Below are 20,546 nucleotides of genomic sequence, written 5' to 3'. Positions count from 1 at the left end.
ATCGAGAAGCCGCGGCGTACTGGATTCCCCGCCCCCGTGCGCAATTGCGCACTAGGCGGGGAATGACAGCGCTGGGTCAGGAAGCGGCCCGCCACTCCTCGCGAACGCTGTCGTCGTGCTCGTTGTTCGCCGCAGTCAGCTTCATCGCCTCAAACTCTTCCCGCGACACCAGCTGCCCGAACGCCCACACCGCAGCGCCACGCACCAGCGCGCTCCCATCATCCAGCAATCGCCGCGCCTCTTTCGCCAACGCCACATCACCGGAGTTGCCGATCGCAATCAGCACGTTGCGCAAGAAGCGGTCGCGGCCAATGCGTTTCACCGGCGACTTCGTGAACAGCGTGCGAAACGCGGCATCGTCGAGCCGTGCAAGTTCGGCAAGCGATGGTGCGCGCAATTCATCACGCGCCGCGAGCTTGGCCTCGCGTCCCTCCTGCGCAAACTTGTTCCAGGGGCAGGCGGCGAGGCAATCGTCGCAGCCATAGATGCGATTGCCGATGGCTTTGCGAAACTCGTGCGGGATCGGCCCCTTGTTCTCGATGGTCAGATACGAGATGCAGCGCCGCGCATCGAGCTTGTAGGGCGCGGGGAATGCTGCGGTCGGGCAGATGTCGAGACACGCCCGGCACGAGCCGCAATGATCGATCTCGGCATCATCGCGCGGCAGAGCCAGCGTGGTGTAGATCGCGCCGAGGAACAGCCAGGAACCGAACTCGCGCGAGACGAGGTTGGTGTGCTTGCCCTGCCAGCCCAGATGCGCGGTCTGCGCGAGCGGCTTCTCCATCACCGCGGCGGTGTCGACGAACACTTTCACGTCGCTTGGCACGGTCGCGACCAGCCACCGTGCCAGTGCCTTCAGCCGCTTCTTGATGAGGTCGTGATAGTCGTCGCCCTGCGCATAGACCGAGATCGCCGCGCGCGTGCGCTGTGTCAGGATCGCCAGTGGATCGGAGTCGGGACCGTAATTGACGCCGAGCATGATCACGCTGCGCACGTCGGCCCACAGCCCGCGCGGATCGACCCGCCGCTCCGGCTGCGCCGCGAGCCAGTCCATGTCGCCGTGCCCGCCCGACGCAATGAATTCGAGAAAACGTTGTCCGGCGGTCTCGATTGTGCCGGGCGCCGTGACGCCGACGCAGTCGAAGCCGAGCGCGCGCGCCTCGCGTTCGAGCGCTGCCTTCAGTTCAGTCAGATCGGAGCTCAGAAATCCAGGTCCACGTAGGTCCGCGACGCCGGCACGCCGGCCAGCCACTCGCTCAAGAGCGGACGGAACGACGGACGGGATTTCACCCGCGCGTACCACGCCTTTGCTGCGTCGTCCTCGCTCCATGGCACGTCGCCCAGATAGTCGATCGCCGAGAGATGCGCCGCGGCGGCGAGATCCGCGTAGGTCAACCGGTCGCCGGCGAGGAAGTTACGCGTCTGCGCCAGCCAGCCGATATAGGCCAGATGATAGCGCACGTTGGCCTTGGCCGCGCGCATCACGTCGGCTGATGGCGGACCGCCGCCGTTCTCCTCGCTCATGAAGCGCTTGTAGATGCGCTCGGTGACGAGAGGATGCGAGACCTCCTCGAAGAACTTCTCGTTGAACCAGGCCATCAGCCGGCGCACCTCGACGCGCTCGGTGACCGTCTCCGGCATCAGGCGCTTGGGTCCCATCCCGGCGCCATAGGCCTCGTCGACATATTCGGCGATGATCGCCGCGCCCGGGATCGGCGGCTGCTCGTCGTCCACCAGCACAGGTGTGGTGCCTGCCGCGTTGAGCAGCAAAAATGCCTCGCGCCGTTCCCAGCTGCGCTCTTCGACCAGCTTGAGGTCGAGCCCGTATTCGCCCGCGATCAGGCGGATGAAGCGCGAATGCGGACAGAACGGATGATGAAACAGCGTAAACATGAAGCCTTTGACTATTTGATGGTGCTTAAGATTCCATCAATGTTTGTGCGGCGCCACACTAGTCCTTCAAAACCGCGAAGCAAGAGCGCGATGCCGCATTTAGCGATTGCAGCATTGGGGGGAATAGGCGAGAAGAGCCCCGCTTTTCCAGCGGAAATGGACCGTAAATATGTCAGACGCAATACGGGCAGTGATCCTCGGCATCATCGAGGGTGTGACCGAGTTCCTTCCCGTGTCCTCGACCGGCCACCTGCTGCTCGCCGAGCGTTTCTTCCATCTTGGTGAAGGCGCCTTCTGGGATTCGTTTACCGTTCTGATCCAGCTGGGTGCGATCCTCGCGATCGTCGGGCTGTATTTCAGGAAGCTCTGGGACGTCGTGATCGGCTTCTTCACGGGCGATGCCGATGCGCGCCGTTTCGTGATCGGCGTGCTGGTCGCGTTCCTGCCCGCCGTCGTCGTCGGCCTCGTTGCCGGCAAATACATCAAGAGCGTGCTGTTCAACCCCTGGGTCGTCTGCTTCACGCTGATCGTCGGCGGCGCCATCCTGCTCTGGGTCGACAAGCTCGATCTCAAGCCGCGCGAGCACGATGCCACCAGGTTCCCGCTGCTGATGTATCTCTATATCGGCATCGCGCAGTGCGTGGCGATGATCCCGGGCGTGTCGCGCTCCGGTGCCAGCATCGTCGCGGCGATGCTGCTCGGCGCCGACAAGCGCGCGGCGGCGGAGTTCTCGTTCTTCCTCGCCATCCCCACCATGATCGGCGCGTTCGCCTACGACTTCTACAAGAACCGCTCCGAGATGACGATGGACCACATGGGTATTGTCGCGATCGGCTTCATCGTGTCGTTCATCACCGCGATCATCGTGGTGAAGACGTTCCTGACCTATGTCACCCGCCACGGTTTCGTGGTGTTCGCCTGGTGGCGCGTCATTGTCGGCACGCTCGGCCTGATCGCGCTGGCGCTGGGGCGGTAAGCTTATGGCCCGTAGCCCGGATGGAGCGCAGCGTAATCCGGGACGGCAGTCGTTTGTGGCACGATTCCCGGATTGCGCGGAGCCTGTCATCGGGCGGCGCTTCGCGCCGACCCGTTGGCTCCATCCGGGCTACGCCGTTGGGTTGGACCGGCGCCTTCAACGTAAAATAAGCTTTTGACCGGTAGGCAGTTTCCAACGCAGCGCGGTCCCCGCTCGGCACAGGAGCTGAACCATGACCCTCGTCTCCGGCTGGGGACGCTTCCCGGTCGTCGATACCGATCTGCTGCGTCCGCGCTCGTTCGAGGCCGTGGGCGACGCCGTCGCTGATGTGACCGGCTCGGTGGCGCGGGGCAACGGCCGCGCCTATGGCGATGCCGCGATCGGCGCTGCCAGGACCGTCGGGATGACCGGGTTCGACCGGATCAGGTCGTTCGATCCGGCCACGGGCCGCATTCGCCTCGAGGCCGGCGTGCTGCTGGCGGACCTGATCGACACTTTTGGCCCGCGCGGCTTCCTGCCCTTCGTCGTGCCCGGCACGCGCTTCGTCTCGGTCGGCGGCGCCATCGCGTCCGACGTGCACGGCAAGAACCATCATTGCGAGGGCGGTTTCGGCCGCTACCTCGACAGCATCCTGCTGCGCACCGGCGAGGGCGAGACCATCGAGGTTTCGCGCGAACAGCACTCCGACGCCTTCTTCGCGACCGTCGGCGGCATGGGCCTCACCGGTGTCATTCTCGAAGCGACGATGTGGCTGCGCCCGGTCGAAACGGGATGGATCCGCGAGCGGGTGATTTCCGCATCCGATCTCGATGCGGCGATGCGCGCGCTCGATGCGGGCGATACCGCGACCTATTCGGTGGCGTGGATCGATTGCGCCGCGCGCGGCCGCAGTCTCGGCCGATCGCTGATCTATCTCGGCGAGCACGCCGATAGAGATGAGCTTGCGGACGGTGCCGACGCATTTCCGGTCGGCAAAGATCCCGGCCTCAGCGTACCAATCGACATGCCGTCGATGACGCTGAACCGCTACAGCATCCGCGCCTTCAACGAGCTCTACTACCGCATGGGCGCGCGGCGCGCCGGCGGCAGCCATGTGGTCTCGCTCTATCCCTATTTCTTCCCGCTCGACAGCCTCAGTGACTGGAATCGCATCTATGGCAAACGCGGTTTCCTGCAGCACCAATGCGTGATCCCGGAAGCCGGGGCGCGCGCCGTGCTCGGTGAGATCCTCGAACGCGTCGCGCGTCGCGGCGATGCCTCCTTCCTCGCCGTGCTGAAGAAGCTCGGCCAGGGCGACGGCCTCCTGTCGTTTCCGCTGCCCGGCTACACGCTGGCGCTGGATTTTCCCGTGAAGGGCGACATCCTGGACTTCCTCGACGAGATCGACCGTCTCGTCGTCGCGGCCGGCGGCCGGCTTTATCTCGCCAAGGACGCGCGCCAGTCGCGCGCCACGTTCGAGGCCGGCTATCCGGCCTTGCGCCGCTTCAACGCGATCCGCAAATCGCTCGATCCCAACGGCAACATCCGCTCGAAACTTTCACAACGCCTGTTTGATGAGGTCTAGGCCGTGACGTCACGCAAGTCCGTTTTGGTGCTGGGTGGCTCCTCCGATATCGGCCGCGCCGCCGCGCGCGCCTTTGCCAAGGCGGGGTACGATGTCGGCCTCGCCGGCCGCGATGTCGCCGCGCTGGAGCCTGACGCCGCCGATCTGCGCACGCGTTACAGCGTCGAGGTCGGTGTCTACAGGTTTGACGTGCTCGACACCGCCGCGTTCGACGGCTTTGTCGGCAGTCTTCCGGCGCTGCCCGATGTCGTCATCTCGATCGTCGGCCTGCTCGGCGCGCAGGAGAGTGCGCAGAGCGATCTCGCCCACGCCACCACGATCATGCGGTCCAATTACGAGGGACCGTCGCTGATCCTCGGCCTGTTCGCGGAAAAGTTTCTGGGACGCGGCAGCGGTACGCTCGTCGGCGTATCGTCGGTCGCCGGCGATCGCGGCCGCGCCTCCAACTATGTCTATGGCTCGGCCAAGGCCGGCTTCTCCGCCTTCCTCTCCGGCTTGCGAGCCCGCGCCAGCCGCGGCGGTGTCCACGTCGTCACGGTGAAGCCCGGCTTCGTCCGCACCAAAATGACCGAGGGCATGAAGCTGATCGGCCCGCTCACCGTCGAGGCGCCGGTCGTCGGCGATGCGATCCTGCGTGCCGTCGAGACCAAGACCGACGTGATTTACGTCAGCGGCAAATGGCGCCTCGTGATGCTGATCATCAAGACGCTGCCGGAAGCAGTGTTCAAGAAGCTGAAGTTTTGACGCTGTTGCCGCGCTGACGGTGCGCTCCCTCTCCCGCTTGCGGGAGATGGTAGGGGAGAGGGTGCCTCCACAAAGAGACTCCCCAAGAGGAGAAAGCCCTCACCCGATCGCTTCGCGATCGCCTCTCCCGCAAGCGGGAGAGGTGAAACGCCCTCACACGCTCATGCGCTGGAACTGACCGGCCGCGCGGAAGCGCCAGAGATATTGCGGGGCGATCGCCTCCAGCGAATCGGCTGTAATGCCGAGGCCTTCCAGCGTCAGCCCGGCCGCCTTCGCCGCATCGGACACGATATTGTCGCGCTCCAGCAACGTGACCTGGTCCGGCGTCAGCTTGAACGCGCCCGGCGCGAATTGCAGGAAGTTGGCCTGGAAGCGGGCGAGGCCGAACGGCAGCGGCACCAGCATGCGCTTGCGGGCGGTGATCTCGAGGATCGCCTCGATGATCTCGCGCATGGTCAGCACTTCCGGCCCGCCGAGCTCGTAGGTCGCGCCCGCCTTGGCCTTGCCGTCGACGGCATCCGCGATCGCGGTGGCCACGTCGCCGACATAGACCGGTTGCATCCGGGTGTCGCCGCCGATCAGCGGCAGCACCGGCGACATCCGGGCCAGCGCCGCGAAGCGGTTGGTGAACTGGTCCTCGGGGCCGAACATCACGGAGGGGCGGAAAATAGTGGCCGAGGGCACCGCGGCCAGCACGGCCGCCTCGCCGGCGGCCTTGGCCTTGGCGTAGAGCGAGGGCGATTCGGCGTCGGCGCCGATCGCCGAGACATGCACCAGTTGCGCGTCGGCAGCGGCAGCCGCCTTGGCGACGGTCTCGGCGCCCTTGGCCTGGACGGCGTCGAAGGTCTGCGCGCCGCTTTCGGCAAGTATGCCGACCAGATTGATCACGACATCCGAATCACGCAGCGCCGCCTCGACCGAGGCCGGATAGCGCAGATTGGCCTGGACGACGTGAACCTGGCCCACCTTGCCGGACGGCTGCAGGTATCCGGCCAGTTCCGGCCGCCGCACCGCAACACGGACCCGGTAATCCCGCCGGCACAGCGCGCGGACGACATTCCGGCCCAAAAACCCCGATCCGCCGAAAACCGTGACGAGAGTTTCCAGATTCGATGCCATGAGATCTATTCCTGGGGTCCATTCTTGCGGGAAGAGTGCGTATTATCAGGCTTCTACCGGTCCGGTTTGCGATGCGCAATCCGCATCGCAACGCATGAATTGACAACGGCGTCACCGAACCGTAGTAACCGCCTCCGTGCCCCAAACGGCATGCCCAGGTGGTGGAATTGGTAGACGCGCTGGCTTCAGGTGCCAGTGGCTTAACGGCCGTGAAGGTTCGAGTCCTTTCCTGGGCACCACCCTCCCAAGTGGTTGAAATCGCTCATTTGTAGAGAAGTTGAGCCGCTGACCCTCCTAGCGGAGGTCGCCGCCGGACGCGATGAACGTGGCGATCGCGTCGACCACGCCCGGGGCCAGGGGAAGGCCGGGGTCAGAATACGTCGCGATGTTCGCGGTTCGATCGTCGGAAGCGACGGTCTTCAGCACATGATTGGTGTCCGGAAGCACGGCGAGCCGAGCGGCGGGGTTGGCGCGCGATAGCCCCTCGGCGTCGCTGGGTCCGATTTGGATGTCGCGCCGCCCCTGCACGATGAGAACGGGCTGGCGGCAGGTCGCGATCAGCCTCGCCGGATCGAACGAAAATTCATTGATGAGGAAGTCCTGCACCGCAGGTGAGAACAATGGCAGGAGCGCGGGATGCATTCCGGTCACGTCAACGCGCTGGCCTGCTTCGAGTTGAGTGATCGCCGACAAGGCTTCATCCAATATCGGCGCATTTGCCGGATTTGATTGCAATTGCTCGCGGAGGACAGCGCCGAGCGGGCGGCCGGCTGTCGCAACCAGGATCAGTCCGCAAAGGTCCGGCGCGTCCTGTGCGGCAACGAGCGCAACCAGTCCGCCCTCGCTATGCCCCAGCACCCAAACGCAGGGCGCCTCTGTGAGCCCACGGATCGTCGAGACCCAGGCACGCACATCCGCGGCGTAGTCATCGATCGTCACGCAATTGGGGTCGGCGACCGCGGCATGGCTGCCAAACAGGCCACGCTTGTCGATCCGGACGCTCGCGATGCCATGTGATGCCAGACCCTCCGCCAGCAACCGATAGGTTGATGCCATTAACCCCGTTGGACCATTGCCATCGCGATCCGTCGGGCCGGAGCCTGGGATGATAAGAACGATGGGTGCGCCGGGCGGTCCTGGCGCGAGCAGTGTGCCGGCGAGCGGGCCCTGGGGTCCCGGGATCGCGATTGTCTGCGTCTTGCTTGCCGTCGCTGATGACTGCATGGCTGTAATGATTGCCGAGATCGCTTCCCCTCACACCACCCGCTTCCCCGTCCGCTCCGCCACCGCCTTCTGCACGAAATACATCGCAACCAGCGTGACGATCGTCGTCATGACGACGACGTAGCCGATCCGGTCGAAATGGATCAGCGCGCCGTCGGGCGCCTGCTCGATGATCGCGCCGGCGAGCACCGAGCCGAGACCGCCGGAGAGCTGCTGCAGCGAGGCGCTGACCGCGCTGAACGAGCCGCGCTGGCTCGCGTCGGGGATCGCCGACATCAGCGCCTGCGACGGGATCATGCGCGAGAAGATGCCGACGAACATCAGCACGTTCACCGTGATCGCGGTCGTAAGCGAGACGTGGCCGAGATGGGTGTAGATCAGCACCATGACGACGGTCATCGCGCAGCCGAACACGAAGGTCGGATATTTGCCGAACGCGTCGCTGGCACGGCCGACCAGCGGCCCCGTGACGATGCTGAACAGGCCGGAGACGAGATAGATCGTCGGCAGATGCAGCATGTCGATGCCGAGATTGTGCACGGTGTAGGCGCTGGAGAACGGCATCAGCATGTAGCCGCCGGTCGCAAGCAGCGTCGTGACCGCGAAGGCCAGCGTATAGCGCGGCTCCCCGACCGTCGCGATCAGATGATGGAAGGGGTTCCTGTCCTGCTTGAGCCGCAAATGCGCGTCCACCGGCTCCATGACGAAGGCGATGATGGCGATCGTGACGATCGACAGGCCGACGATCGCGACGAAGCAGACCTGCCAGCTCCAGTGATTGGCGAGAAACAGCCCGGCGGGAATGCCGAGCACCTGGCTCGCGGCGAACGCGGTCTGGACGAAGCCCATCACGCGGCCGCGCAGATGCAGCGCGAACAAATCGGTGATGATGGCCAGCACCACCGAGCCGATCACGCCGCCGAACAATCCGGTCACGATCCGGCCGATCAGCAGCACATGGTAGTTCTGCGCCATGGCGCAGAGCAGGGTGCCGAGCGTGAAGCCGACATAGAAGAACAGCAAGAGGCGCTTGCGGTCGAAGCGGTCGGCAAAGCCGGCGGCGAGGATGCCGGAAAGTCCCGCGCTGAAGGCGTAGGCCGACACCGCGATGCCGAACTGCGCAGCCGTGATGTTGAGCGCCGGCATCAGGATGGCGCCGAGCGGCGACATGATGATGAAGTCGAGGATGATCGTGAACTGCGTGAACGCCAGCAGCGCGATGAGGAGCGCCTGGTAGCGCGTAAAGCCGCGCTGGCGGTCCTGTTGGTCGTCGATCGGCGCGGCGAGCGTTTGTTCAGTCATCACATTCCATTCGCAGGGAGCGGGGCAGTCGGTGCCGGAAGCTCGCAACAGATAAGTATGCCCGGACGATTTTCACGGGCCCCTGCCGAGCGCTCCGACGGAGGTGCGTTCCCTCCCCCTTGCGGGGGAGGGCTAGGGAGGGGGGTAGTCCAGGAAAAGGTGCAGAGATTGTTAAGGATGTACCAAGGGCAGGTGCGCGACGGAAAGCGTCCCCGTGTGGCACCCCTCTCCCTGACCCTCCCCCGCAAGGGGGGAGGGAACGGAGAGACCGCTGCCGTAGGCCGAAATCCGGCCGGTTAAGCCGCCTTTAGCGAATGTTCGCATAGGGTTCCGGCCATCCATTTCCCCTGCTCCCCGGCCCCATCGGGCCGGTCATGCCGCGGCGAGTAAGAACGTTTTCGAATGGAGCAGCCTGCCTGGCAGTACGTTTCCAGCGCGCCGGAGCCGTCGGCAGTGCCGGCGGCGGCGCGGACGCTCGTGATCGATCTCGAAGGCGCCCTGCTGCGGTCCGAGCTGCTGATGGAGGCGCTGTTCTCCAGCCCCGGCCGGATGCTGGCCCGCTTCGGCGCCGGCGGACGGGCGGGCATGGCGGCGCTCACGGTGATCCTGGCGCGGGCCAGGATCGACTACGCCCACCTGCCCTATGATCCCGACGTGCTGAACCGGGCGCTGGCGGCGCGGGCGCGCGGCGAGAAGATCTATCTCGTCGCGGGACGCTTCGCCGATCATGCCGCCGGCATCGCCGCGCATCTCGGCTTCGATGGCATCGTCACGCCGGCCGATCTGGCCGCGGGCAGCCTGCCGTTCGATCGTGCCGCGATCGAGCGCATTGACGCACGCAACAGCAGCCCTGCGAGCCTGAAGACCTGGGCGAAGGCGCTGCGCGTCTACCAATACGCCAAGAACACGCTGGTGTTCGTGCCCGTTATCACCGCGCACCAGATGAATTTCACGACGCTCGGCTACGCGCTGCTCGCGTTCCTGGCGTTCTCGGCCTGCGCTTCCGGCGCCTATCTGATGAACGATCTGCTCGACCTCGCCGCGGACCGGCAACACCCGACCAAGCGCCACCGCGCGCTCGCGTCCGGCGATTTGCCGATCTCGTCCGCGTTGCTCGCGATCCCCGCGCTGTGGTCGTTTGCGGTCGCAGCTTCCCTCTTCATCTCGCCGCTGTTCCTCGGCGTGCTCGGCGCCTATCTCGCCACCACGATCGCCTATTCGCTCGTGCTCAAGCGCAAGATGCTGTTCGACGTCGTCACGCTCGCCGGGCTCTACAGCTTGCGCATCGTCGCCGGCGCCGTCGGTGTCGGCGTCGTGCTGTCGGAATGGCTGCTGATCTTCTCGCTGTTCGTGTTCACCTCGCTCGCCTTAATCAAGCGCTTCAGCGAGCTCAGCATGCGCGAGGGCGCCGGTCTCGCCGATCCCTCCAACCGCGACTACCGGATCACCGATCTGCACGTCATCGCCGCGATGGCGGCGGCGAGCGCCATGAACGCGGTGACCGTGTTCTCGCTCTATGTGTCATCAACCGCGGTGACGCCGCTCTACAGCCGCCCCTGGATGCTGTGGCTCATGACCCCGCTGCTGCTGTACTGGTTCGGCCGGGCCCTGATGATGGCGCATCGCCGCGAGATGCCGGATGATCCGATTTTGTATGCCTTCCGCGACGGCCCCAGCCGCACCACGGTCGCAGCGATGATCTGCATCATGCTGGCCGCGATCTGAACGGGCGCTTGCGCGGCCTGCCCCGAGTGGATACATCGCGGGCAATCCGAAATGAGCCTATTGTTCCAAAAGTCCGATTCGACCCGAGGTTTTGAAACCCCATGACCGTACGCCTGCACCGCGGTGACCTGCCCGACCTGTCCCGTTACACCGGAGCGGTGGCGATCGACACCGAGACCATGGGGCTCAATCCCCACCGTGACCGGCTCTGTGTGGTGCAGCTCTCGCCCGGCGACGGCAGCGCCGACGTGGTGCAGATCCCGAAGGGCCACATCGACGCGCCGAACCTGAAGGCCCTGCTGGCCAATCCCGCCATCACAAAGATCTTCCACTTCGCGCGGTTCGACGTCGCGGTGCTGTACCAGACCTTCGGCGTCATGACCGGGCCGATTTATTGCACCAAGATTGCCTCCCGCCTGACCCGCACCTATACCGACCGCCACGGCCTGAAAGACCTCGTGCGCGAGGTGCTCAATGTCGACCTCTCCAAGCAGCAGCAGTCCAGCGACTGGGGTTCCGACAGCCTGACCGAGCCGCAGCTCGCCTACGCCGCCTCCGACGTGCTGCATCTGCATGCCCTGCGCGAGCGGCTCGACGCCATGCTGGTCCGCGAGGGCCGCACCCAGCTGGCAAAGGCCTGTTTCGACTTCCTGCCGACCCGCGCTCTGCTCGACCTCCAGGGCTGGGAGGAAGAGGACATCTTTGCGCATTCCTAGCGTGCTTTAACCTCTCCCGCTTGCGGGAGAGGTCGCGCCGAAGGCGCGGGTGAGGGTTTTCTCCTCTAGGGGAGTGTCCCATTGCGGTGACACCCTCTCCCCAGCCCTCTCCCGCAAGCGGGAGAGGGAGAGACGACCGCCCCGTTTCGGACACTTTCCTGCGGCCTCTCGCGGGCTGCACATTCGGTCGCCGCCGGGTACAATGGCGCGGCCTTCAACCGGACAAGGCGAGCGACCCTCTGGAGCAGCGGTGAATTCGGCCCAGAATCCCACCTACGACGCCGCGCTTGCGGCGAAGTTTGCCAGAGCGGCGCGCCACAGCCGCCTGGTGCGGATTCTGCGCGTCGCGGTCCCGGTGACGGTGATCGCGTCCATCGCCGCGATCGTCGCCGTCTCGACCTTCCTCAATCCCTTCACGATCCCTCTCAAGCTCGACTCCGGAAACCTCGTGGTGACGGGCACCAAGATCACGATGGAATCGCCGCATATGTCCGGCTTCACGCCGGACCGCCGGCCCTACGAGCTCTGGGCCAAGACGGCAACGCAGGACATCACCGACCCTGATCATGTCGATCTCGCCGATCTGCGCGCGAAGGTGCTGATGGAGGATCAATCCACCCTGTTCCTCGATGCGCGCACCGGCCGCTTCGACAACAAGCAGCAGCAGCTCGACCTGCACAAGGACATCTTCCTGCGCACCTCGACCGGTTATGAGGCGCGGCTGAACTCGGCTTTCGTCGACATGGGCAAGGGCACCGTCTCCTCGGACGAGCGTGTCGACGTCAAGCTGACCAACGGCACGCTGACCGCGGATCGCCTGCGAATCACGGAGGGCGGCGACGTCATCCGCTTCGAAGGCAATGTGGTGATGCATCTGGACAAGCTCGACGACGGTGCCGCCGCGCAGCCTGCGCCGGCCGAGCCCGCGCCGCCGCCGGCCAAGTCAAAGAACAAGTCTGCCAATTCAAAGTGATTTTCATGATCAGGATTTTTTCGCGCAACGAGGACAAGCGTCGCGCCATCATCGGTGCGGCCGCGCTGGCCGTCGGCGTCGCGCTGGTCGCTGGCGGTGCGGCCATCGCGCAGAGCACGATGCAGGGCGTGCCGAACGCCATGCAGGGCTTCTCGCAGAACCGCGATCAGCCGATCCAGATCGAGGCCGCCTCGCTCGAGATGCGCGACAAGAAGAAGGAGGCGACCTTCGCCGGCAATGTGAAGGTCGTGCAGGGTGACACCACCATGACCTCGAAGACGCTGGTGGTGTTCTACGAGTCGGGTGGTGACAAGCCGGCGACGGCGCAGCCGGCGGCGAAGGGAGCCAAGAGCAGCAGCACCGGCGCGCCGATGCAGTCGGCAACACCGGGGCCCGGCGGCGCCTCGTCGATCAAGCGGCTCGAGGCGCGCGGCAATGTGGTGGTCACCCAGAAGGATCAGGTGGTGACCGGCGAGACCGCCGTGTTCGACACCAAGACCAACCTCATCACCATGCTCGGTGGCAGCGGCGGCCAGGTGGTCCTGACGCAGTGCAAGAACGTGCTGCGCGGCGACCGTCTGATGGTCGACATGACCACGGGCGTCTCGCGGGTGGAGTCGGATAGCGGCAGGGTGCAGGCCCTGCTGCCGCAGGGCGGCAGCAATGATTGCGGCCCGGGTGCCCAGGGCGGGCAAGGCGGCAAGCCCGCCGCGGGGTCGCCTTTGCAACTGCCCGGCGCAACTAAACCAAAGTAAATTCAACGGCTTGTTTCGGATGCCCCCGATCCGAGGTTGAAGCTTGCCCGGCGAGACTGTATCTAGCGCGAAGGGCTTTCGAAGCGGGGTCCGCCGCTTACCGGGCGTGTTTCATTGGGCATGGGACATTCCTTCACTCATGCTGCGTCGGCGAATCGATAAAGCCGGGGCGGCAGATCGCGCGAAATGCCGCGAAAAGCTAGAAGGCGGGGATGGTCGATCTCTTCAGCATGTTCCGTCGGCGCCCCGCCAAGCGCGGCCGGCCAGGATTTGCACGTCAGGACATCACCGCCCTCGGTGACAGCGTCGGTGGCCTCGTGCCAAGCCCCGTGCGGGACTCGCCGCCGATCGCCCGTGACCAGCCGATGCACGCGCCCGACCAGTTCCAAGGGGATTATCAAGGGGGCTATCAAGACGATTACCAGGTCGATTACCAGCCCGAGCCGCCGCGGGCGCAGGCGGTCCATCCGGTCAGGGCGGCCGCCAAGCCGAACGGCGGCGGCGCGCCGCAGCTTCTGAAACGGCCGGGCTACCTGGCTGTGCATAGCGTGGAAAAGAGTTTTGGCAGCCGCCAGGTGGTGCGCGGCGTCAGCATCTATGTGCGCCGCGGCGAGGCGGTCGGCCTGCTCGGCCCCAACGGCGCCGGCAAGACCACCGTGTTCTACATGATCACCGGCCTGATCAAGGCCGATCGCGGCGCGATCGAGCTCGACGGTCACGACGTCACGAAGCTGCCGATGTATCAGCGCGCGCGGCTCGGCATCGGCTATCTGCCGCAGGAAGCCTCGATCTTCCGCGGCCTCACCGTCGAGCAGAACATCCGCGCCGTGCTCGAAGTGGTCGAGCCCTCGCGCAAGAAGCGCGAGCAGCAGCTCGACTCGCTGCTCGACGAATTCAACATCACGCGCCTGCGGAAATCACCGTCGATCGCGCTGTCCGGCGGTGAGCGTCGCCGCGTCGAGATCGCGCGTGCGCTGGCGACGCGTCCGAACTACATGCTGCTCGACGAGCCCTTCGCCGGCATCGATCCGATCGCGGTCGGCGACATCCAGGATCTCGTTCGCCATCTCACCAATCGCGGCATCGGCGTGCTCATCACCGACCACAATGTGCGCGAGACGCTCGGCCTCACCGATCGTGCCTACATCGTCTATGCCGGTGAAATCCTGACCGAGGGTAGCCCGGATGAGATCGTCGCCGATCCGGACGTGCGCCGCCTTTACCTTGGCGAGGAATTCCGCCTCTAGCCCTTTTTTCCAATTCGTCAAGACGTGTACATCGGGCTGAGACTAGGATAAGCAAAAATCGGACCAACTTCTTGGGATCGGTTCTTGCTTCATGGCGCTTACGCAGAGATTAGAGTTCCGGCAATCGCAGTCGCTGGTCATGACGCCGCAGCTGATGCAGGCGATCAAGCTGCTGCAATTGTCCAATCTCGATCTCACGACCTTCGTGGAAGAGGAACTCGAGCGTAACCCCCTGCTGGAACGGGCCAGTGACGAGGCGCCCACCGAGGCCCCGGCCGAGGCCGGCCAGTTCGGCGACGGCGATGATTTCGGCGGCAGCAACGGCGACGAGCCGGGCGGTGGTTCGGGCGAGGCCTTCGAGCCGGGCCAGGAAGAATGGATGAGCAAGGATCTCGGCACCCGCGCCGAGATCGAGCAGACCCTGGACACGGGCCTGGACAACGTCTTCTCCGAGGAGCCGGCCGAGGCCGCGGCGCGCAACGCCCAGGACGCGGCACCGACCACCTATACCGAATGGGGCGGCGGCGCCTCGGGTGACGAAGACTACAATCTCGAGGCTTTTGTCGCGGCCGAGACGACGCTGTCGGACCATCTCGCCGAGCAGCTCTCGGTCGCCTTCACCGCACCCGCGCAGCGCATGATCGGCCAGTACCTGATCGACCTCGTCGACGAGGCCGGTTATCTGCCGCCCGGTCTAGGCCAGGCCGCCGAACGTCTTGGCGCGTCGCAGCAGGAGGTCGAGGACGTCCTCGCCGTGCTGCAAAAATTCGACCCGCCCGGCGTCTGCGCGCGCTCCTTGAGCGAATGCCTGGCGATCCAGCTCCGCGAGCTCGACCGCTACGACCCGGCGATGCAGGCCCTCGTCGAGCATCTCGACCTGCTTGCCAAGCGCGACATCGCCGCCCTGCGCAAGCTCTGCGGCGTCGACGACGAGGACATCGCCGACATGATCGGCGAGATCCGCCGCCTCAATCCCAAGCCCGGCATGAAGTTCGGCTCGGCCCGGCTCCAGACCATGGTGCCCGACGTCTATGTCCGCCCGGGTCCGGACGGCGGCTGGCATGTCGAGCTCAACAGCGACACCTTGCCGCGCGTGCTGGTGAACCAGACCTACTATTCCGAGCTATCTAAGAAGATCGGCAAGGACGGCGACAAGTCCTACTTCACCGATGCGCTGCAGAACGCCACCTGGCTCGTTCGCGCGCTCGACCAGCGCGCCCGCACCATCCTGAAAGTTGCAACCGAGATCGTGCGCCAGCAGGACGGCTTCTTCACCCACGGCGTCGCGCATTTGCGGCCGCTGAATCTGAAGGCCGTCGCCGACGCCATCCAGATGCATGAATCCACGGTGTCGCGCGTCACCGCCAACAAGTACATGGCGACAAATCGCGGCACATTCGAATTGAAATATTTCTTCACGGCCTCGATCGCCTCGGCCGACGGCGGCGAGGCGCATTCGGCCGAAGCCGTGCGTCACCACATCAAGCAGCTGATCGATTCGGAGGCGCCCTCCGCGATCCTGTCGGACGACACCATCGTGGAACGGTTACGCGCCTCGGGCATTGATATTGCCCGCCGCACGGTCGCGAAGTACCGCGAAGCCATGCGCATTCCCTCCTCGGTGCAACGCCGCCGCGACAAGCAGAGCGCTCTTGGTAACGTCCTCTCCACCGCACTGTCCGATCGCTCCCGCAACACCGAGCCGGCCTGATTGCGCTCGCGCCAAATCGCGCTACTCTCAATCCCCCATCGAGACCGGTCCAAGCATGCGCATGATCCGGAAAAGGACCCAGCGGTTTTCCGAGCGGACCATGCGCAGGGAACAACCCCAGCTGCGATGACGCGTCATCGCAGCTCGGCGTAACCAAGCGAGGCATCACATGACCCTTCGAATTTCCGGAAAGAGTGTCAGCGTCGGCGAGGCCCTGCGCGGCCGCGTTACCGACCGGACTGAAGAGGTCCTGCGCAAATATTTCGACGGCAATTATTCCGGCCACATCACGCTCTCCAAGGATGGCTTCGGCTTCCGCACCGACTGCGCGTTGCATCTGGATTCGGGTATCACGCTGGAGGCCGACTCGAACGCGCCCGACGCCTATGCCAGCGCCGACCAGGCGCTCCTGATGATCGAGAAGCGCCTCAAGCGCTACAAGAGCCGGCTCAAGGATCGTTCGGCCCGCAAGACCCATGTCGCCAATGCGGCGCTGGCCGCGCTCGATGCCACGGCTTACGTGCTGGAGGCGCCTGGCGAAGGGGAGGACGAGCAGGAGATCACCGGCTACAGCCCTGTGATCATCGCCGAGGCCACCACCTCGCTGAAGCAGCTCTCGGTCAGCGAAGCCGTCATGGAACTGGACCTCAGCGGGGCACCCTGCCTGGTATTCCAGCATGGCTCCAGCGGCCGCGTGAACATCATTTACCGCCGCGCCGACGGCAATGTGGGCTGGGTCGACCCGCCCGGGGCCAAAGGCGACGGGAAGGCGGGCGGTTAGGGCCCAAAATCGGGCCCCGTATCATCCGCAGCCCTTAACAATGACCGGGGCAAAGCCGCACGCAGCAGTTGGCACCGGGATTGCGTTGGAGTAGAAGCGCCCCACATCAGGATCGGGGCTAAGTCCCCCTCCTGCTTCACCTTCTTGACGCCGGCCCGGCGTGGTTCTTTCCAAGCTGGCCAATTCGGAACCTGTCGGTTTAATTCACCTCGGAAACCTTCCATGCCGATTACCGATCTGGTCGCACCCGAGGCGATTCTCCCGGCATTGAAGGTCAACAGCAAGAAGCAGGCCCTGCAGGAGCTTGCGGCGAAGGCCGCCGAGCTCACCGGGCAGAACGAACGCTCGGTGTTCGAGGTGCTGCTACAGCGTGAGAAGCTCGGTACCACCGCGGTCGGCTACGGCGTCGCCATTCCCCACGGCAAGCTGCCCAAGCTGGAGAAGATCTTCGGCCTGTTCGCGCGGCTCGATCGTCCGATCGATTTCGAGGCGATGGACGGCCAGCCGGTCGATCTCGTCTTCCTGCTGCTCGCCCCCGAAGGCGCCGGCGCCGACCACCTCAAGGCGCTCGCACGCATCGCCCGCCTGCTCCGCGACCAGGACATCGCCAAGAAGCTCCGCGCCTCCCGCGACGCCCAGGCGATCTATTCGGTGCTCGCGCTGCCGCCGGCGACCGCGGCGTAGGCCCCTTCCGCCCGTTCGAACCCGCACCGCGCCGTCTGCGACATATTGCAGCCGGGCGCTGGCGTATTGCGCCATCATGTCCACCTGCGACCGGCCCGATTTCTGTACGGGATATTGCCACATGATTTGCGGTTCGATTGGCCGGGCCTTTGGTCTGCTCTGCTCTGTCACCATTGCTGCCACGGTCGTGGCCCACGCTGACGACGCGTCGAACGATCGTGTCATCGCCGAGAAGACCGAGATCATTGCGGCTGACCCGACCAATGCCGCGGCTTACGAGTTGCGTGGTGAAGCGTATTACATGAAGCGCGACAAGGATCGCGCCTTCGAGGATTGCAGCGCCGCGATCCGGATCGATCCGAATTTCGGGCGGGCCTATCATTGCCGCGGGCGTGCCTATTCCGCCAAAGGCGATCGCGATCACGCCATGGCCGACTACAACGAGGCCATTCGTCTCGATCCCGACTATGGCGCGCCCTACACCTCGCGCGCCGAGGAATATTTCAATCACCGCGATTTCGATCTCGCGATCGCCGGCTTCACCGAGGCCATCGAACGCAGCCCCAAGCAGGCCTACCGTGCGCTCATGATGCGCGGGCAGGTCTATGCGGTGAAGGGCGACGCCGATCGGGCCGCCGCCGATTACACCGAGGCGATGCAGCGGAATCCAGCCGCTGCCTGGCCCTACGAGCTGCGAAGCAACATTCGTCTCAACAAGGGCGAGGTCGATGCAGCCCTGGACGATTGCGACAGCGCCGTCCGTCTCGAGCCCGGAAGTGCCGGCGGCCATTATTGCCGGGCCATTGTGTTCCTGAACAAGGACGACATCGACGGCACCATCCGGGAGCTGGATGACGTCACGAGAATCACGCCGGCTTTCCCGAAGGCCTATCGCATTCGAGGCGTCGTCCTGCACAGGAAGGGCGACGACAAACGCGCCCTTGCCGATCTCGACGAAGCGATTCGGTTACAGCCGGGGAATCTGGACGCCTACAAGGATCGCGCCGGCGTGTTTCGGGACATGGGACAGCACGACCGCGCGCTCGCCGACTACAACGAGGCGCTTCGACTCGATCCCAAAAGCCAGGATGCCCTGGCCAATCGCGGCCTTCTCTACATGCTGATGTCCGACGCCAAACATGCGCGCGCGGATTTCAACAGCGTGCTCGCGCTGCCGCCGACCGACAAATGGGCCGTCGACACCGCGCGCGAAGGGCTTGGTTTTGTGAAGTGATGCGAGAAAGATCTCTCCCCACAGTCATTGCGAGCGTAGCGAAGCAATCCAGGATCTCTCCGCGGAGGGTTTCTGGATTGCTTCGTCGCATCAGCGCAAAATTGTTTCGCAATTTTGTCGCGCACCCTCGCAATGACGATGCGGAAGCTTCGCGGGTGCTGCCGCGCGTCAGCAGACCGTCGGCAGCAGGCGCCGGACTTCATCGAGCAGTTCGGGAATCGCCGTCTTGTCACCCGCGAGGTGCTTGAGCAGCGCACTCTGGAACAGACCGTCGAACAGCGCATAGAGCGCGGCCGGCGACGACGCCGGCCGCTTGCCGCCGAGCTCGGCATAGCGGTAGGCGATGCGCCAGATCATCGCTTCCAGGCTCTTGTCGATCTCGATTACATCCTTGCGAAACGCCGCCTCGAACATCGCTTGCGAACGCAGGTCGTACCAAAGACGGTGCATACGGGCTTCGTTCTGCAGCGTTGCTGCGAGCTTGGCGAGAAAACCCTCCGTCAGTTCGTCGCGGCTCGTTGCTGTCGCGACGACCTCGTCATATCGCGTCACGCACTTCGCCTTGTAGTGGCGGACGCAGCAGCAGATCAGATCGAGCTTGTCGCTGAAATAATAGTGGAACACGCCGTGCGTGAACGCCGAGTTCTGCGCGATTTCGCGCAGGCTGGTGCGTGCGAAGCCGAGCTCTCCAAGTGTCTCGAGCGCGGCCTCGGCAAGCTCGCCGCGCCGCGCGTTGAACTTCTCGTCGCGCAGCACCTCGGCCGCATCAGCCACACGCCGGGCCGCTCCCGTCACCTGCCGCGCCATCTCGTCCCTTTCTCAGTCCCGTTCTTTCAAGGGCTTATACCGCGTCGACCGCGGAATGCTTCATCCCCTCACAACCACTTCCTTTGACAACTGTCAAATTCGTTCTTGACAAGTGTCAAGTTTCTGGCGGAGGTTCGCACCAAGAATTTGGACAGTCGTCAAGACGTCCGACCATGGAGGAACGCTTCGCTGGGTGCCGCCGAAAAGGCCTGCGCCCATCGACTTGGTGCGCGCCGATTGGCGCAGCACGAATCGATCAATCACCAGCAACGGAGGAGTGCGTCATGAGCGGGAAGAGCCTTGCAGGCAGGAAAGCCCTGGTTACCGGCGGTGCCCGAGGAATCGGCGCGGCCATCGCGCAAGCGTTGGCGCGAGCCGGCGCCTCGATCATGATCGCCGACATCCTGGAGGAGGCCGGCCGCGCCAGCGCAGCCGCTATCGCGAAGGAGGATGTCACGACGGGCTTCGTCCAGCTCGACGTCACCGACGACGCTCAATGGGAGCGGGCGGTTGCCAAGACGGTCGCAACCCTCGGCGGCTACGACATTCTGATCAACAATGCCGGCATCGAGGTCACGTCGCTGATTTCCGAGGTTAGGGCCGAGGACGCACGGCGGATGTGCGACGTCAATATCGTCGGCACCGTGCTGGGCATGAAGCACGCCTTCCGCGCCATGCGCCCGGGCGGGCCGGCCGGCAAGGGCGGCGCAGTCGTCAACATCGCTTCCGTCGCGGCGACGATCGCCTTCCCGAGCATCGCGGTCTATTCGGGCACCAAATCCGCGGTTGACCGCATGACGCGGGTCGGAGCGATGGAAGCGGGCAAGCTCGGTTTCGGCGTGCGCGTGAACTGCATCTATCCGGGCCTGATCCCGACCGACATGGGCATGCAACTCGCCAACGACATCGTCAAGGTCGGGCTCGCGCCTGACGTCAACGCCGCGGTCGGCTCGGTGGTGGAGCAAACCCCGCTCGGCCGTCTCGCCGAGGTCACGGACATTGGCGATGCCGTGGTGTTCCTGTGCTCGAACGAGGCGCGCTTCATCACCGGCATCGGACTGCCGGTCGATGGCGGCATGGGCATGTAGCAG

Annotated in this window: 19 protein-coding genes and 1 tRNA gene; 14 read left to right on the top strand and 6 right to left on the bottom strand. The window is 64.9% G+C overall.

Annotated elements, in window-relative coordinates; all coding sequences use genetic code 11:
* Nucleotides 1–76: 76 nt before the first annotated feature.
* Nucleotides 77–1,252: a tRNA epoxyqueuosine(34) reductase QueG gene (gene queG / locus IQ16_RS01940; RefSeq protein WP_018645041.1), complete on the bottom strand. Its 1,176-nt coding sequence runs from the start codon at nucleotides 1,250–1,252 to the stop codon at nucleotides 77–79.
* On the bottom strand, nucleotides 1,201–1,893 hold the full coding sequence (locus IQ16_RS01935) for a glutathione S-transferase family protein (protein WP_018645042.1): 693 nt from the start codon (nucleotides 1,891–1,893) through the stop codon (nucleotides 1,201–1,203). Before IQ16_RS01935 ends, queG begins: the two co-directional genes overlap by 52 nt.
* 169 nt (nucleotides 1,894–2,062) lie before the next feature.
* Between IQ16_RS01935 and IQ16_RS01930 the strand changes: the two genes are divergently transcribed.
* The 3 genes from IQ16_RS01930 (at nucleotide 2,063) to IQ16_RS01920 (ending at nucleotide 5,177) form a co-directional block, all read left to right on the top strand.
* On the top strand, nucleotides 2,063–2,869 hold the full coding sequence (locus IQ16_RS01930; RefSeq protein WP_018645043.1) for an undecaprenyl-diphosphate phosphatase: 807 nt from the start codon (nucleotides 2,063–2,065) through the stop codon (nucleotides 2,867–2,869).
* 232 nt (nucleotides 2,870–3,101) lie between these two features.
* Nucleotides 3,102–4,433, top strand: coding sequence for an FAD-binding oxidoreductase (locus tag IQ16_RS01925; protein ID WP_018645044.1), 1,332 nt, complete (start codon nucleotides 3,102–3,104; stop codon nucleotides 4,431–4,433).
* Between the two features lie 3 nt (nucleotides 4,434–4,436).
* A complete protein-coding gene (locus IQ16_RS01920; RefSeq protein ID WP_018645045.1) occupies nucleotides 4,437–5,177 on the top strand; it encodes an SDR family oxidoreductase in 741 nt (246 codons plus the stop codon).
* 153 nt (nucleotides 5,178–5,330) lie between these two features.
* Here the strand turns inward: IQ16_RS01920 and IQ16_RS01915 are convergent, their stop codons facing one another.
* A complete protein-coding gene (locus IQ16_RS01915) occupies nucleotides 5,331–6,296 on the bottom strand; it encodes a complex I NDUFA9 subunit family protein (protein WP_018645046.1) in 966 nt (321 codons plus the stop codon).
* A 152-nt stretch (nucleotides 6,297–6,448) separates the two neighbouring features.
* On the opposite strand from IQ16_RS01915, the gene IQ16_RS01910 reads away from it, so the two are divergent.
* A tRNA-Leu gene (locus tag IQ16_RS01910) sits at nucleotides 6,449–6,535 on the top strand.
* 55 nt (nucleotides 6,536–6,590) lie between these two features.
* On the opposite strand, the gene IQ16_RS01905 is transcribed toward IQ16_RS01910, so the two are convergent.
* Both IQ16_RS01905 and IQ16_RS01900 read right to left on the bottom strand, forming a co-directional pair.
* Nucleotides 6,591–7,520 (bottom strand): alpha/beta hydrolase, encoded by a 930-nt coding sequence (locus IQ16_RS01905; RefSeq protein WP_026312310.1) that lies wholly within the window; start codon nucleotides 7,518–7,520, stop codon nucleotides 6,591–6,593.
* Nucleotides 7,521–7,550: 30 nt separating this feature from the next.
* Nucleotides 7,551–8,822: an MFS transporter gene (locus IQ16_RS01900; RefSeq protein WP_018645048.1), complete on the bottom strand. Its 1,272-nt coding sequence runs from the start codon at nucleotides 8,820–8,822 to the stop codon at nucleotides 7,551–7,553.
* Between the two features lie 402 nt (nucleotides 8,823–9,224).
* Here IQ16_RS01900 and IQ16_RS01895 point away from each other — a divergent pair, with 402 nt between their 5' ends.
* From IQ16_RS01895 to IQ16_RS01855, 9 genes are all read left to right on the top strand, one after another.
* Entirely contained in the window at nucleotides 9,225–10,547 is a 1,323-nt protein-coding gene (locus IQ16_RS01895) for a UbiA family prenyltransferase (protein ID WP_018645049.1), read from the top strand.
* A 101-nt stretch (nucleotides 10,548–10,648) separates the two neighbouring features.
* Nucleotides 10,649–11,263: a ribonuclease D gene (locus IQ16_RS01890; RefSeq protein ID WP_018645050.1), complete on the top strand. Its 615-nt coding sequence runs from the start codon at nucleotides 10,649–10,651 to the stop codon at nucleotides 11,261–11,263.
* Between the two features lie 250 nt (nucleotides 11,264–11,513).
* A complete protein-coding gene (lptC, locus tag IQ16_RS01885) occupies nucleotides 11,514–12,236 on the top strand; it encodes an LPS export ABC transporter periplasmic protein LptC (protein ID WP_018645051.1) in 723 nt (240 codons plus the stop codon).
* Nucleotides 12,237–12,241: 5 nt separating this feature from the next.
* Nucleotides 12,242–12,991, top strand: coding sequence for an LptA/OstA family protein (locus IQ16_RS01880; protein WP_018645052.1), 750 nt, complete (start codon nucleotides 12,242–12,244; stop codon nucleotides 12,989–12,991).
* 212 nt (nucleotides 12,992–13,203) lie between these two features.
* Nucleotides 13,204–14,238 (top strand): LPS export ABC transporter ATP-binding protein, encoded by a 1,035-nt coding sequence (gene lptB, locus IQ16_RS01875; protein ID WP_018645053.1) that lies wholly within the window; start codon nucleotides 13,204–13,206, stop codon nucleotides 14,236–14,238.
* A gap of 91 nt (nucleotides 14,239–14,329) precedes the next feature.
* Entirely contained in the window at nucleotides 14,330–15,949 is a 1,620-nt protein-coding gene (gene rpoN / locus IQ16_RS01870; RefSeq protein ID WP_145831164.1) for an RNA polymerase factor sigma-54, read from the top strand.
* Nucleotides 15,950–16,118: 169 nt separating this feature from the next.
* Nucleotides 16,119–16,730, top strand: coding sequence for a ribosome hibernation-promoting factor, HPF/YfiA family (gene hpf, locus IQ16_RS01865; protein ID WP_018645055.1), 612 nt, complete (start codon nucleotides 16,119–16,121; stop codon nucleotides 16,728–16,730).
* Nucleotides 16,731–16,952: 222 nt separating this feature from the next.
* Entirely contained in the window at nucleotides 16,953–17,414 is a 462-nt protein-coding gene (gene ptsN / locus IQ16_RS01860) for a PTS IIA-like nitrogen regulatory protein PtsN (protein WP_008141251.1), read from the top strand.
* Nucleotides 17,415–17,535: 121 nt separating this feature from the next.
* On the top strand, nucleotides 17,536–18,648 hold the full coding sequence (locus IQ16_RS01855; protein ID WP_018645056.1) for a tetratricopeptide repeat protein: 1,113 nt from the start codon (nucleotides 17,536–17,538) through the stop codon (nucleotides 18,646–18,648).
* A 168-nt stretch (nucleotides 18,649–18,816) separates the two neighbouring features.
* On the opposite strand, the gene IQ16_RS01850 is transcribed toward IQ16_RS01855, so the two are convergent.
* Nucleotides 18,817–19,422, bottom strand: coding sequence for a TetR/AcrR family transcriptional regulator (locus IQ16_RS01850; protein WP_244635499.1), 606 nt, complete (start codon nucleotides 19,420–19,422; stop codon nucleotides 18,817–18,819).
* A gap of 317 nt (nucleotides 19,423–19,739) precedes the next feature.
* Between IQ16_RS01850 and IQ16_RS01845 the strand changes: the two genes are divergently transcribed.
* Entirely contained in the window at nucleotides 19,740–20,543 is an 804-nt protein-coding gene (locus tag IQ16_RS01845) for an SDR family NAD(P)-dependent oxidoreductase (RefSeq protein WP_020607977.1), read from the top strand.
* Nucleotides 20,544–20,546 lie beyond the last annotated feature (3 nt).

Origin of the sequence: Bradyrhizobium huanghuaihaiense (assembly GCF_007830635.1) — a bacterium.
GTDB classification, from domain to species: domain Bacteria; phylum Pseudomonadota; class Alphaproteobacteria; order Rhizobiales; family Xanthobacteraceae; genus Bradyrhizobium; species Bradyrhizobium huanghuaihaiense.
The sequence above is the reverse complement of the archived record's forward strand: the minus strand, read 5'-3'. Positions and strand labels throughout refer to the sequence as shown.

Excerpts from the sequence above, each read along its gene's own strand:
- rpoN (WP_145831164.1), top strand. The coding sequence starts at position 14,330 with ATGGCGCTTACGCAGAGATTAGAGTTCCGGCAATCGCAGTCGCTGGTC.
- IQ16_RS01895 (WP_018645049.1), top strand. The coding sequence starts at position 9,225 with ATGGAGCAGCCTGCCTGGCAGTACGTTTCCAGCGCGCCGGAGCCGTCG.
- IQ16_RS01880 (WP_018645052.1), top strand. The coding sequence starts at position 12,242 with ATGATCAGGATTTTTTCGCGCAACGAGGACAAGCGTCGCGCCATCATC.
- IQ16_RS01900 (WP_018645048.1), bottom strand. The coding sequence starts at position 8,822 with ATGACTGAACAAACGCTCGCCGCGCCGATCGACGACCAACAGGACCGC.
- IQ16_RS01930 (WP_018645043.1), top strand. The coding sequence starts at position 2,063 with ATGTCAGACGCAATACGGGCAGTGATCCTCGGCATCATCGAGGGTGTG.
- IQ16_RS01845 (WP_020607977.1), top strand. The coding sequence starts at position 19,740 with ATGAGCGGGAAGAGCCTTGCAGGCAGGAAAGCCCTGGTTACCGGCGGT.
- IQ16_RS01935 (WP_018645042.1), bottom strand. The coding sequence starts at position 1,893 with ATGTTTACGCTGTTTCATCATCCGTTCTGTCCGCATTCGCGCTTCATC.
- IQ16_RS01925 (WP_018645044.1), top strand. The coding sequence starts at position 3,102 with ATGACCCTCGTCTCCGGCTGGGGACGCTTCCCGGTCGTCGATACCGAT.
- ptsN (WP_008141251.1), top strand. The coding sequence starts at position 16,953 with ATGCCGATTACCGATCTGGTCGCACCCGAGGCGATTCTCCCGGCATTG.
- IQ16_RS01905 (WP_026312310.1), bottom strand. The coding sequence starts at position 7,520 with ATGCAGTCATCAGCGACGGCAAGCAAGACGCAGACAATCGCGATCCCG.
- hpf (WP_018645055.1), top strand. The coding sequence starts at position 16,119 with ATGACCCTTCGAATTTCCGGAAAGAGTGTCAGCGTCGGCGAGGCCCTG.
- lptB (WP_018645053.1), top strand. The coding sequence starts at position 13,204 with ATGGTCGATCTCTTCAGCATGTTCCGTCGGCGCCCCGCCAAGCGCGGC.
- IQ16_RS01890 (WP_018645050.1), top strand. The coding sequence starts at position 10,649 with ATGACCGTACGCCTGCACCGCGGTGACCTGCCCGACCTGTCCCGTTAC.
- IQ16_RS01855 (WP_018645056.1), top strand. The coding sequence starts at position 17,536 with ATGATTTGCGGTTCGATTGGCCGGGCCTTTGGTCTGCTCTGCTCTGTC.
- IQ16_RS01915 (WP_018645046.1), bottom strand. The coding sequence starts at position 6,296 with ATGGCATCGAATCTGGAAACTCTCGTCACGGTTTTCGGCGGATCGGGG.